Here is a 13057-nt window from a genome sequence, read left to right on the forward strand (position 1 = left end):
TACATCTAAAACCCTAACCCGTTAAATGGCTGTTGGATAATTGGCTGTTTTAGCACTTCCCTCACATCATTATTTACATTCCCGCACTGTAATAGCCACTCTGCAGGAGATAGTTTTCTCTCAGGTTTAGATTCTATACTAATATTTGCACTTGGTCCTTCAGGAAGTGGATTACCAAGCGCATCCATGTGTTTAGGTAAAGGTTCCATAACAATATTTGTAGCACTAGAAACGGAATGACTATCTTTAGTATCAGCGCTTTTAGAAAGTGAATTACCTTTGAAATCCATATGTTTAGGTAGTCCATTTTTCATTTCTTCTTCTGCTCTTTTATTTTTTAATTCTTCTTCTAGCTCAGTTTCAGTTCTTTTTGGTTCTTTTACGGTATCTTTTTCTTCACCTTCATCTTCTGAAACTTTATCTCCTGAAACACGAGTAATTTCAGCTTTAGTTCTTATTTTATGAATCAGCGAAAGTAATAAGTAAGTAACTGCAGCAGCAGAAACGATAATGGCTATCTTTGCGGCAATGTGGATTGCTGTTAAAAATATTAAAGCTGATAAAGCTCCAGCTAATCCAGACACAATAACTTTATTTTTGCCTTTTGTTACATTTAGAATTGCCACCATAATAACCTCTCAAATGCTGTTCTAGAATTATTATACAGGAATTTTCTTATACTTGCAATTTTGCGAAAATTTTAATTATTTGCATAAAGTTTTAAAGCTACACAAGGATTAATTAATATGCAATGTATCTCGACTATAATATTGTACAAACACACATATTCAGCTAACATTCAACATGCAGAGCTTACTCATAGAGCGAAACAGGGCGGTGGTATTATTACTTATAGTAATTTTTATCTTCGGTTCATACGTTTATGTAAAAATGCCAAGGGAAAGCAATCCTGATATACAGATTCCTATAATCAGCGTGTTTGTTGGACTTCCTGGGATTTCTGCTCAAGATAGTGAAAAGCTATTAGTGCTTCCTATAGAAAATGAACTAAGATCCATCGAAGGTGTAAGAGAATTGAGAGCTTTTGCAACTAATGATGGTGCTCACATGATACTCGAATTTGGAACAGAGTATGATAATAAAGAAGTGCTCGATAATGTCCGTTCAAAGCTTTCAAACATAAAATCGAAGTTACCTGTTGAAGCGGAATCTCCAATAATAAATGAAATAAACTTGAGTCTATTTCCCATATTAAATGTTGGCTTAATTGGTAATCTGCCAGAAAGAGCCTTAACTGAAATAGCACGCAAGTTAAAGAAAGAAATAGAATCTCTGCCAAATGTTCTCAAAGTTGAAGTGGCAGGTATTCGTAAAGAAACAGTGGAAGTTATAATTGAGCCCACAGTTCTAACAAAATATAACATTCAATCAAACGAAATATTCCAAGCTATATCAAGCAATAATAGACTAGTGGGAGCTGGGTCACTGGCCGGTAAATATTCGATTAAAATATCAGGGTTATTAAAAGATATAGAAGATATTATGAATATTCCTATTAGATCTCAAGGCGATGCAGTTTTGAGAATCAAAGATATAGCAAAAGTATACCCTAGGTTTGAGGATCACCAAGGATTTGCTCGCATTAATGGATTACCTAGTGTCATGCTAGAAATTTCAAAACGTAACGGAAAAAACATAATAGACACAGTAAATCAAGTAAAATACTTAATGGATAAGGCAAAAGATCAATTACCTGAAAATTTAAAAGTGGTGTACTTAAACGACCAGTCAAAAAACGTCCGCGATGTGCTTGATGACTTGGAAAACGGCATAATATTTGCTGTGTTGTTAATATTGATCATAATGATGCTTTCTATGGGAACAAGGATTGCTATTCTTGTGGCACTCTCGATACCCGGTTCCTTTCTCATTGGGATAATAGCTCTTTACTTTATGGGTATAACCTTAAATATCGTTGTGCTCTTCAGTTTAATTATGGCTGTTGGCATGCTGGTTGATGATGCAATTGTGATCAGCGAATATGCCGATAGAAAGATGATCTGCGGAATGGATAAAGTAGAAGCTTTTTACACTTCAGTTCGTGATATGTTTTATCCGGTTCTATCATCAACGTTAACTAAATTAGCAGTGTTTTTTCCTCTATTATTCTGGCCTGATACTGTTGGTAAATTCATGCAGTACATACCAATTACAATAATTCTAACTTTGACTGGATCGCTCATTATGGCTTTGGTTTTTATACCAACACTTGGTGCAATATTTGGTAAGCCTTCGATAACTTCAAAAAAAGAAATAAAAAAAATGAGTGCTATAGAAAGTGGTGAAATAAAAAATGCTGGGCCTATAATAAGAGCTTACGTACGCATGCTAGAGAAGGTTTTGGATAATCCTAAAAAATTCGTATGTGCTACTGTATTCGTTTTGTTTTCATTTAGTGTGCTGTACTTTACTTTTGGTCCTGGAGTAAAGTTTTTTCCGAAAGTGGATTCAGATAATATTTTAATCAGTGTTAAAGCAAAAGAAAGCTTATCAGCCAAAGAACGAGATCTGATACTCAAAGAAGTGGAAGAACGCATTTTGAGCATTGAAAAAGAAATTCATGTTTCTTATGCTAGATCAGGAGCATTTTCAGACAACGTTATCGCCAGAATACAACTAGAACTTATGGATTGGCGCTTCAGGCGCAAAGCTAAGCACATACTAAATGATATAAGGAGCAGTGTGCAAGACATGAAAGGAATAATAATTAATGTTCAAGAGGAAAAGCCAGGACCGTCGGCTGACAAGCCAATACAAATTAACCTCAGCGGGAGTGTATCCAGTTTGAATTTAGCAGCAGAGAAAATTCTAGAAATTATGAACCAACCTTCATCCGGGTTTATAAATATTCAAGATAGCAGATCAGCACCTGAAATAGAGTGGAATATGAGTGTTGATAAGAGTAAGGCTACAAGCTCTGAAGTAAGTGTTGCAACCATTGGCGATTTTATAAAGATGGTTACAAATGGAGTGTTGATTGGAAAATATAGACCAAATAACACGGATGAAGAAATCGATATTGTACTCCGTTTCCCTGGAAAGGATCGCAACATGAAGACTATAGACAATCTTTTTATCAATACAGTTAATGGCCCGTATCCTATGAGCAATATAGTAAAATATGCTCCCGAAAAAAAGGTAAACAAACTAAACAGGATTGATGGATTACGCATAGTGACAATCTCTGCTGACGTTGATACTGGCTATCTTGTTGATGAAAGAGTAAAGTTCATTCAGAATTCTATTGCCCAGGATTGGGACAAGGGAGTAAAAATTGATTTTAAAGGCGACAAAGAAGATCAACAAAAATCAGGAGCATTTTTGTTAAAGGCTTTTATATTAGCGATTACACTAATGATATTGGTATTAGTGACACAGTTTAATAATGTATACCATACATTTATCGTAATGACAGCAGTGTTTTTATCCACAACATGTGTGTTTTTTGTTTTCTTTCTTATCCAACAAGTTTTCGTAGTTGTTATGTGTGGAGTGGGGATAATTGCTTTGGCGGGAATTATAGTGAATAATAACATACTATTACTTGATGCCTTTCATCACCAAATTAAGGTACACAAAAATGACATCAAGCGATGTGTAATAAACGCTGCAATTTCTCGCGTTAGGCCAATATTGCTTACCGTTGCAACCACAGTTCTTGGTTTAATACCGATGATTACCAGGTTAAATATCAATTTTTTTACGCTACAAATCACATATGATGCTCCATCAAGCCAGTGGTGGGTTGACATTTCAACAACCATAGCAAGTGGAATATTGGTTGCAACGGTTTTAACTTTATTCTTTACTCCTGCGTTGCTTGTTATACAAAGACATGAAAAAACTTGACTTAAATTAGCAATCATTTAACATTTAAGATAGTGTTCTTTGCCCGTTGGAGCTATAATTATAACTAATTACATTGGATTTATTTATTATGATTGCTAATCGTAAAAGCAGTGTTAAGCAGAAAAGTAACAAGAATAACATAGTTGGAAGCCTTGATGTAATAAAAACAGCAGGAGAGCTTTCACTTCAAAAAGGTTTAGATTTTGATGTTGTAATAAAGGCACTAGAAAGTGCTATAGAAGCAGTGGCTTATCAAAAATATGGTAGCAAAAGTAAAATTGTAGTTAATATAGATAGAAACACAGGCAAAGTTACTTCATACAGAAAACTAAAAGTTATTGATGACGAATCAAATAGAGAAGAGAATACTGAGTATGAATCAATTACGCTGACACAAGCTAAATTAATAAAAGAAGATGCAAAAATTGGAGATACTGTTAGTGAATTACTCTCTCTTAACACTGATCTTGCTTCAGCAAGAATTGCCCAGCAAAAAATTGCTCAAATAATTAAAGATGAAGAGTCAAAAAAGCAATATGAGGAATTTAAAGATAAGGTGGGAGAAATAAGGTATGGTATTGTTAAACAAGTAGAATATTCAGATCTTATTATAGACATAAATGGCACTAAGGCATATCTTCCATTACGAAATTTAACCGGTGGTGAATCATTTCGTGAAGGCGATAAGGTTAAAACTTATATACAGACTGTTAAGCGCTCTGATGATGGACGTCAAATTATTCTTTCTAGGACTCATGAAGGCTTTTTAGAGGCATTATTAAATCAAGAAATACCAGAAATTGCTGATGGGTTAGTAACAATTAAAGGTATAGCTAGAGACGCCGGCTCAAGGTCTAAGGTTGCTGTTTTCTCTCCTGACAAGAACATTGATCCAGTAGGTGCTTGTGTTGGAGTTAAGGGAGATAGAATAAAAACCATTATACACGAATTAAATGGTGAAAAAATTGACGTTATAAATTACTCCTCAGATTTGGGTCAATTTGTTATTAAAGCCATTACTCCTGCAGAAGTATCGAAGGTTATTATTGATGAAAATGAAAATTGCATAGAATTAATAGTTGCTGAAGATCAATTGAGTTTAGCTATAGGAAAAAAGGGCCAGAATGTAAGATTAGCTTCAGAGCTTGTTGGATGGAAAATTGAGATATTAAGCACTCAGCAAGAATCAGAAAGGCGAAGTAAAGAACTTAGTCAATGTTCAGCTTTATTTGCTGAAGCTTTAAACTTAGAAGAGATTATGGGTCAGCTATTGGTGACAGAAGGTTTTTCAAGCGTAGAAGATATATCCAGCGCTTCAATTAAAGAGCTTGCTTCAATAGAGGGCTTTAATGAGGATATTGCAAACGAACTTCACAATAGAGCAAACAAGTATCTGAAAGCAGAAAATGATAGAAAAATAGAAGAGCTAAAAAGTCTAGGTATGGAAGATGATGTAATCAATTTAACTTTATCAATAGACAATAAAATTGCTCTTAGTAAACATGATATTAAGACTTTAGAGGACATAGCAGATTTATCAAGTTATGAGTTTTGCAGCATACTCTCTTCCTCAGCTGATAATAAGATGAATTCAGAAAATCTAAAAGATACAGTAGACTCAATAATCATAGAAGCACGTAAAAAGCTTGGGTTAATATAATAAAATAATATGAATAATGAAGATATCAGTAATAAAAAATTAACGCTCCAAGGCTTAAGCAAGCTTAAATTAGACCTCAATTTAAACTCTTCAACTAGCCCAAGTACTGGAGCTACAATAGTAAAAAAAAGAAGAAAAAAATCTCATGATGCAGAAGAACATAATTTATTTGACGAGAGTAAATTAGGTTCTTTAACAGAGAAAGAACAAATTTTCCGCATTAATGCTGTGCAGAATGCTGCTTTGCTGAAAGAAAAAAATCAGAGAGAAGAAAAAGAGAAAACAGCAAAAGAAGACAGCAATAAAGAGATTGACGAGAAAAATGAAGCGGACACTTTATCTAAAGAAATAAATAAGCAAGTTTTAAGTGATACTCACTTAGTTGAACTAAAAGAAGATAATATTGACTATGAGGGCGACGATAAAAAGTCTTCTAAAGTCAACAAAGATATATATTCTAAGCATTCTAAACTGGTAATTGCACAGGCAATAGATGAAAAAACTGAACAACCCCCTGTATTTAAGCAAAGATTTGGTATAAGAAGTAGAAAGTCAAAGTTTACCAAGGGTAAAAATATATCAAGAGAAGTTATTATACCAGACAAAATAACTATCAGGGAGTTATCTATTCGCATGGCAGAAGATAGCAAGAGTGTGCTAAAAATGTTCAAAGAAGAAGTCGGTGAGAGTTATAGAGTAGATGATCTGGTGGATCCAGATATAGCATGTGAAATAGTGGAAAAATTTAATCATATGGCTAAACGAGTGAGCGATACCAACAGAGAAAAAGATTTATTTTTTATAGAAGGCAGAGAAAGCCTGCCTAAAAAACCTAAACCACCAATCGTCACTTTTATGGGACACGTCGATCATGGTAAAACCTCATTGCTCGATGTATTTCGTGAATCTAATGTTGCAGAAAGAGAGTCAGGTGGCATAACTCAACACATAGGTGCTTATCAAATAACGACAAAAGATAAGCAAAAAATTACCTTTATTGATACACCAGGACATGAAGCGTTCACTGCGATGCGTGCACGTGGTGCCAATATTACTAATATAGTTGTAATAGTAGTTGCAGCTGACGATGGAATCATGAAACAAACAGTTGAAGCAATAAATCATGCAAAAGCAGCAAATGTTTCCATTATAGTTGCTATTAATAAAATTGATAAATCTGAGCCTGGTGATGTAGAAAAAATAATTAATAGTTTGCCTCAATATGATCTCATCCCTGAAGGGCTTGGTGGTGATGTTATGATTGTGCCAGTATCAGCAAAAAAGAAAACTAATTTAGATAAACTAGAAGAGACGATTTTGTTAATCGCTGAATTAATGAAGCTAGAAGCAATAGAAGATTGTCGAGCACTTGGATGGGTAATAGAATCCAAAATAGATAAAGCGAAAGGAATATCAGCCACATTGATAGTTGAGGAAGGAACGTTAAAGGTTGGTGATATATTGGTAGTTGGTACAACATACAGCAAAGTACGTAGTATGGTTAATCACCTCGGTCAAAGAGAAAAAGCAGCACTACCCTCCGCTCCAATTGAAATTACTGGTCTAAATGGTGTGCCAAATGCTGGAGATAAATTTGTTGTTATAAATTCTGAAAAGCAGGCGCGTGAAATTGTTGAATACAGGCTAGAGTTAATCAAGAAAAAGAAAGAAGATTTGGGCGACAATAATTTAGATATATTCAGTCGTAATAACAGCGAAACAGAAGAACTATCTGTAGTTTTAAAGTGCGATGTAACTGGTTCTATTGAAGCAATATCAAGTTCAATTGATAAACTCGGTAAAGACCAAGTGAAATTAAATATCCTACACAAAGCAGTAGGAGGGATAACAGATTCAGATGTGCTGCTTGCAGAAGCATCAAGTGCAGTAATTTTAGCTTTTAATGTAAAAGTGGATTCAAAAATAAGGGACTTGGCAAAACAAAAAGGTGTAGAAATACATACTTATAACATAATATACGAGCTCATTGACGACATGAGAATGTATTTAACTAAAATGTTAAAGCCTGTTACACGAGAGGTTCGTGTTGGCTTTGCATCTGTGAGGCAAATATTTAACGTATCTAAAGCTGGTAATATCATTGGATGTTACGTAAGTGATGGAGTCATAAGAAAAGATTCTTTAATTAAGGTAATGCGTGGTGGCAAATTGGTGCATGAAGGAAAGTTAAAAGCACTACGTAGATTTAAAGATGATGTTAAAGAAGTAGGTGTAAACTTTGAATGCGGAGTATCACTAGAGGGTAATATCGATATTAAAGTTGGAGATATTTTAGAAGCTTATCAATTAGTGCAAGAAGAAAGGGTATTATAGTAGCTGGATATGAAAAAGGAAATTAGAAACCTAAAAATAGCATCGGTATTGCATAGAGCGATATCAAGAGTCCTAATGGAAGGTAAGGTGTTCAATAAAAATGTAGCGGTATCTGACGTAAAATTAAGTAAAGATTTGAAAAAAGCAGATGTATATATTGTGTTATCTTCATTGAATATTCAAGTAGCTGACTACTTAGATCCAGAAAAAAGACGCACTGGAGATCCTTCTGAGAATAATTGTGATATTAATACTGTTGTTAATGAAATGAACCAATCTGCATGGTCAATACGTAAATCTATATTGTGTTATGTTGATTTGCGATTTATACCTGAACTAGTTTTCAAGCCTGACTTAGCGTTCGATAATTTTGTTAATGTAAGCAAAATATTACATAATCACACTTAATTAATGCATTTCAATCGTTACTTTTCATTAATGAGGTTGCACAGTTTAACGGGTTTGTGGCTTGTGCTATTTCCCAGTTTGAGCGGTATTCTTTTAGCCTCAACTTCTCTATCGTATCAGGTTCTTTTTCTCCTTGTTTTGTTTACTATAGGTGCATTTTTAATGAGACCCGCAGGGTGCATAATCAATGACATTTTCGATAGGGAAATAGATGCGCACGTTGAACGAACAAAATATAGGCCACTTGCAAGTGGTGCATTAAACATAAAGCAGGCTTTAGCTTTACTTTCACTGTTACTGTCTATTGCCCTGGTAATCTTATTATTAACTAATAAAACTACACTCATACTTGGAATAATCTCAATGTGTATGATAGCTACTTACCCTTTATTAAAGCGGTATGTTTGGTGGCCACAATTGTTCTTAGGGTTTACCTTCAATATGGGATCGCTCATGGGCTCAGCAGCAATAACAAACCAGATCAGTATAGAATCCTTGCTGTTTTATATAGGATGCGTCTTTTGGACACTTAGCTATGACACCATATACGCCCATCAAGATAAAAAAGATGATGAAAAACTCGGGATGAAATCTACCGCATTATATTTTGGTGATACAACAAAATCTTGGTTGAAAAGATTTTATTTAATATCTCTTATGACGTGGCTATATGCTGGTATTTTATCATCATTAAATAACATTTTTTATATTGCTCTACTTGCTGTAGGGTTCATATTTCACCGCCAATACAAAAATTTCAATCCTGACGATCCCAGTCAATGCATGTCCATATTTAAAAATAACTCCTACGTAGGGTTGCTGCTCTTTTTCGGCATTCTTTTAGATAGAATTATCACCTAGGTCTCAAGAGTTTCGGCTCTAATGAAATCAATAGACTCAGGTAGCCCGCAGAAACAAAAAAACTTGCTTGACAAACTCCGCCAGCCCTCTTATCATGAAACTGAAGCTATTGTATTTGCTTTCGCCAATCTGCAGATTAAAAGGTAAGGATTACTTAATGTATCGGCGTCTTATGTTCAATTTTTGTCTCCGTTCAGCAGAGTGGTTTAAGAAACAATAGATAGAAGGTTTTGAAAAGGGTTCAGCCTCCTTTGTTTCCAAATTAAGTATAATGAAATTATCTTTTCGTATCCGTTCAGGAGAGTGGTTTAAGAAACAATAGATAGGAGATTTTGGAAAGGATTGAGACCCCTTTGTTTCCAAGTTAAGTATAATGAAATTATCCGCTCAAGGAATGTATTTCCCCGCTTTGATTGTGTAAAATATGAGTTTTTGCGATAAACGACATAATGCCGAATTTGCCGTTCAGCGTGGTTATTTGTCAGCGGAATATTTTCTGGGTCATCTAAAAATTTCCACATCATTCTTTCAGATCTCAGAACATTTTTTGCAACTCGAGAGGCTCCAATTGCTTCAGGTAAACGAGATATCTCCTTCAAGTAATACTTTGTACGTTTTCTTAATTTTCTGGCACGTCTGACAAACCTCAAAACATCTATCTCACTTTTTAGTAAAGCTTTTTTTAGTGCAAATAATTCAGTGGCCACGTTTCTCAAGTAACAACCCAGAACTTTAACTTCAATATTCCAACTATGTGCTAATCTTTCAAAATCTCTTGATAAATGTGCCCAACAGATTTGCCTGTTTTTATCGGCAAAATAATTGTATGCTGCATACCTGTCAGTTATTACCAAGCTATTGCGATTGCAGAATTTACTATTTTGTAAAACTTTCATTCCTCTTGACTCTGTAAATTTTACAAAACTTGCCGTATTGCTTGCAAACATCCAACACCAAGCGAGTTTACCTTTGTTATAATGGCTCGTTTCATCAATATGTAGAACTTTACTCCTACTTATCTCTTGTTCGATCTGCTCATACATTTTTTTGCATTTTGAAGCAACTCTATGTTCACTATTTGATATGCTACCGACGCTTATGTTCAAATTGAAGATATCATTTACGACACTCGCTATTTCGCGTTTTGAATTTTTGTAGAATCCGCTGAACGCTGCAATTATTGACTTAACCCTTGGACCAAATGTATCTGGCGTAACACCTTCCGGTAACTTGCTACTTCTTCTCTTTCCGCATCTCCGACAACGGCCATGTTCTAACTGATATTCCACTACATAAGGCTTGATTTCTGGAAGATCAACTTTCTGATGAATATATGGTTTTTCACATATTGCAATTTCTCCTCCGCATTCGCAAGTATTAGGCAACTCTATCTTTACTACTTTATCTGCATCCATGTTGGCGCGAAAACTTCCTTTATGACCAACCTGACCGCCAATATTCCTTTCGCTTTTCGGCTTATTCTTTTTTATTTTATACAACTCTTTGGAACTTGGTATTGATGAATTTTTTGAGCTTAAACCGAGTCTTTCTCTTAACTCAGCATTTTCTATCTTTAAAGCCTTATTTTCTGCTTTTAAACTTTCATTCTCTTTTTCCAATCTTTCTATTTTTGCTTCTAACCTTTCTATTTTTTGCTGTAAATTTTTGCAAAGTTCTAAAAGGTTTACCATATTACTTCACTTTTGCTCTATGATTATCTTTTTAGATCACCTTGTCTACCTTATTCTGCCACTCCGCTGAACGGATACCAATTTTTTGCAGTATATAGATACTGTATGTCTTTACAAAACTTCATCTACATCTAGATTTTTATCTAAATAAGCTGAACGCGCTTATAAAGCGTTACAAGACATCAAAAAATGCCAATACTCGACAGAGATAGTAAAAGACTAGCTAAGAGGTTGTCCGGAAACAAGTAAAAGGCTATAATATCTGAAATTTTAGTACGGGGTAAAGATGAGAAAAAAGTATCCAACAGATCTAAGCGAAAGGGAATGGGCAAGAATAGAAAAACACTTCAGAGTATCATACAAGAAAGGAGGAAGGCCGCCAAAGTATAGCAAAAGAGAAATATTAGAAGCAATTTTCTATGTATTGCGTACAGGGTGTCAATGGCGGTATTTACCAAATGATTTTCCGCTATGGAAGACTGTGTATGAGCAGTTCAGGCAATGGAAGAAGCAGGGAATTTTTGAGAAAATGAATTATGAAATTACAAAATATAGTAGAAGAAAAATAGGAAGGAATGAGCAGCCGAGTGCCTGTATAGTAGATAGTCAATCTGTAAAGACTACAGAAAAGGGGGGATCAAAGGCTATGATGGAAGTAAAAAAGTAAAGGGTAGAAAAAGGCATATAATTACAGACACTCAGGGTTTTATACTAGGTTGTTACGTAGGCGCTGCTAACGAAAATGATAGAGATGGTATTAAAATAGCATTAAACAATATGAGAACAAAATATACTAAAGTTAAAAAAATGTGGGCTGACATGGGATACCAAGGAAGAAATTTAAAGAATCACATAAAGGAAGAATATGACATAGATATTGAAATTGTTACAAGGCCTCCATGTAGATTTTGGGTGTGTATGGTCCCAGAGAGTGATGGTATACTATCATCATCATTTAAGGAGTCATTATGGGACAGATATTACATGGGTGCGCCAAAACAACACAGACGATTCGTAGAGCAATACAAAATAGAAAAGAGAGCATAGCAAAACTCTCCAAGCATTATAACCTTAATCCAAAAACTATTATTAAGTGGAGAAAACGTTCATTTACGAAAGATGCTGATATGGGTCCAAAGCATCCAAGATCAACTGTTTTAACGCTAGAAGAGGAAGCTATAATAGTTACATTTCGCAAGTATACACTACTGCCACTAGATGATTGCCTTTACGCTCTGCAGTCTACAATTCCGCATTTGACTCGCTCTAGCTTGCATCGTTGTTTACAAAGACACAACATTAGCAGATTACCAACTGTTGATGGAGAAGTTAAGTCAAAAAAGAAATTCAAACAATATCCTATCGGTTACTTTCATATTGATATTGCTGAAGTTAGAACTGAGGAGGGCAAATTACATTTGTTTGTTGCTATTGATAGGACATCCAAATTTACCTATGTTGAGTTGTGTAACAGTGCTACAAAACCCATAGCTGCTGAGTTCTTACGTAATTTGATTAGAATTTTACCGTATAAAATCCATACTATTTTGACAGATAACGGTATACAATTTACAAACCAGAAGCGTCATAAGTATGCTTTCCAACATATATTTGATAGAGTTTGCGAAGAGAATGTTATTGAACATCGTTTGACAAAAGTTAGCCATCCTTGGACGAATGGGCAAGTCGAGCGTATGAATAAAACTTTAAAGGATGCTACAGTTAAGAAGTATTACTATCAATCGCACCAGCAACTTAAAGAACACCTTTATAACTTTGTTATGGCTTATAATTATGCAAAGAGACTCAAAACTCTTAAGGGTCTTACTCCTTATGAATTTATATGTTATCAGTGGACACAGTCTCCAGAATTATTTATACTAAATCCACACCATCACACTCTGGGACCATACATCTAACTCGGGGATTCTTTGTCTTTTTTTCTGCTTAGTAAATTTCTTAAACATTTGCAGCGTAAGTTAGTTGCAATTAAAAGCGGCTGAATCTCGCTTGTCAAGCGTTTAAAACATAAAAAACGCCAATATTTTAAAGCGGATAATAACCCCAGGGCTTCTTTTGCCTTTTTTTTCATTTGGTAAATTTCTTAATATTTACAGCTAAACAACAACCGTCATCCCTAAGTATCCCGCTGCTTGTTAGCGGCTGAGATACCGCGAATGAATCGCGGTATGACGGTTCGCGGCAGGATGACGATAAGCTCGTCATCCCACTA

Annotated in this window: 9 protein-coding genes and 1 pseudogene; 7 read left to right on the top strand and 3 right to left on the bottom strand. The window is 34.9% G+C overall.

What is annotated here, in order from left to right:
• Positions 1-5 precede the first annotated feature (5 nt).
• Positions 6-629, bottom strand: coding sequence for a hypothetical protein (locus AAGD74_RS05495; RefSeq protein ID WP_338976932.1), 624 nt, complete (start codon positions 627-629; stop codon positions 6-8).
• Between the two features lie 175 nt (positions 630-804).
• Between AAGD74_RS05495 and AAGD74_RS05500 the strand changes: the two genes are divergently transcribed.
• From AAGD74_RS05500 to ubiA, 5 genes are all read left to right on the top strand, one after another.
• On the top strand, positions 805-3870 hold the full coding sequence (locus AAGD74_RS05500) for an efflux RND transporter permease subunit (RefSeq protein ID WP_320157274.1): 3066 nt from the start codon (positions 805-807) through the stop codon (positions 3868-3870).
• Positions 3871-3958: 88 nt separating this feature from the next.
• Complete coding sequence (gene nusA / locus AAGD74_RS05505) at positions 3959-5530, top strand: transcription termination factor NusA (protein ID WP_006279771.1); 1572 nt, start codon at positions 3959-3961, stop codon at positions 5528-5530.
• Between the two features lie 9 nt (positions 5531-5539).
• Positions 5540-7864, top strand: coding sequence for a translation initiation factor IF-2 (gene infB, locus AAGD74_RS05510; protein WP_338976928.1), 2325 nt, complete (start codon positions 5540-5542; stop codon positions 7862-7864).
• A gap of 9 nt (positions 7865-7873) precedes the next feature.
• Positions 7874-8272, top strand: a complete 399-nt coding sequence (locus AAGD74_RS05515) for a ribosome-binding factor A (protein WP_006279769.1) — start codon at positions 7874-7876, stop codon at positions 8270-8272.
• A gap of 3 nt (positions 8273-8275) precedes the next feature.
• On the top strand, positions 8276-9133 hold the full coding sequence (gene ubiA / locus AAGD74_RS05520; RefSeq protein ID WP_077188461.1) for a 4-hydroxybenzoate octaprenyltransferase: 858 nt from the start codon (positions 8276-8278) through the stop codon (positions 9131-9133).
• Positions 9134-9441: 308 nt separating this feature from the next.
• Here the strand turns inward: ubiA and AAGD74_RS05525 are convergent, their stop codons facing one another.
• A complete protein-coding gene (locus tag AAGD74_RS05525; protein WP_007548562.1) occupies positions 9442-10824 on the bottom strand; it encodes an IS66-like element ISWen3 family transposase in 1383 nt (460 codons plus the stop codon).
• 286 nt (positions 10825-11110) lie between these two features.
• Here AAGD74_RS05525 and AAGD74_RS05530 point away from each other — a divergent pair.
• Together AAGD74_RS05530 and AAGD74_RS05535 are read left to right on the top strand one after the other, a co-directional pair.
• Positions 11111-11739 (top strand): annotated as a pseudogene (locus AAGD74_RS05530) (IS5-like element ISWpi1 family transposase); the annotation flags it as partial.
• 53 nt (positions 11740-11792) lie between these two features.
• Positions 11793-12743, top strand: a complete 951-nt coding sequence (locus tag AAGD74_RS05535; protein WP_338482200.1) for an IS481 family transposase — start codon at positions 11793-11795, stop codon at positions 12741-12743.
• Here AAGD74_RS05535 and AAGD74_RS05540 read toward each other — a convergent pair.
• The gene (locus tag AAGD74_RS05540; protein ID WP_179945710.1) at positions 12740-12916 is read right to left on the bottom strand and encodes a hypothetical protein; all 177 of its coding nucleotides are present in this window, start codon (positions 12914-12916) and stop codon (positions 12740-12742) included. The genes AAGD74_RS05535 and AAGD74_RS05540 overlap by 4 nt on opposite strands.
• Between the last annotated feature and the right edge of the window lie 141 nt (positions 12917-13057).

Origin of the sequence: Wolbachia endosymbiont (group A) of Campoletis raptor (assembly GCF_964026755.1) — a bacterium.
GTDB classification, from domain to species: Bacteria; Pseudomonadota; Alphaproteobacteria; order Rickettsiales; family Anaplasmataceae; genus Wolbachia; species Wolbachia pipientis.

Bases quoted from the DNA above. Each gene is read 5' to 3' on its own strand.
- AAGD74_RS05495 (WP_338976932.1), bottom strand. From the start codon at position 629: ATGGTGGCAATTCTAAATGTAACAAAAGGCAAAAATAAAGTTATTGTG.
- AAGD74_RS05500 (WP_320157274.1), top strand. From the start codon at position 805: ATGCAGAGCTTACTCATAGAGCGAAACAGGGCGGTGGTATTATTACTT.
- nusA (WP_006279771.1), top strand. From the start codon at position 3,959: ATGATTGCTAATCGTAAAAGCAGTGTTAAGCAGAAAAGTAACAAGAAT.
- infB (WP_338976928.1), top strand. From the start codon at position 5,540: ATGAATAATGAAGATATCAGTAATAAAAAATTAACGCTCCAAGGCTTA.
- AAGD74_RS05515 (WP_006279769.1), top strand. From the start codon at position 7,874: ATGAAAAAGGAAATTAGAAACCTAAAAATAGCATCGGTATTGCATAGA.
- ubiA (WP_077188461.1), top strand. From the start codon at position 8,276: ATGCATTTCAATCGTTACTTTTCATTAATGAGGTTGCACAGTTTAACG.
- AAGD74_RS05525 (WP_007548562.1), bottom strand. From the start codon at position 10,824: ATGGTAAACCTTTTAGAACTTTGCAAAAATTTACAGCAAAAAATAGAA.
- AAGD74_RS05535 (WP_338482200.1), top strand. From the start codon at position 11,793: ATGGGACAGATATTACATGGGTGCGCCAAAACAACACAGACGATTCGT.
- AAGD74_RS05540 (WP_179945710.1), bottom strand. From the start codon at position 12,916: ATGAAAAAAAAGGCAAAAGAAGCCCTGGGGTTATTATCCGCTTTAAAA.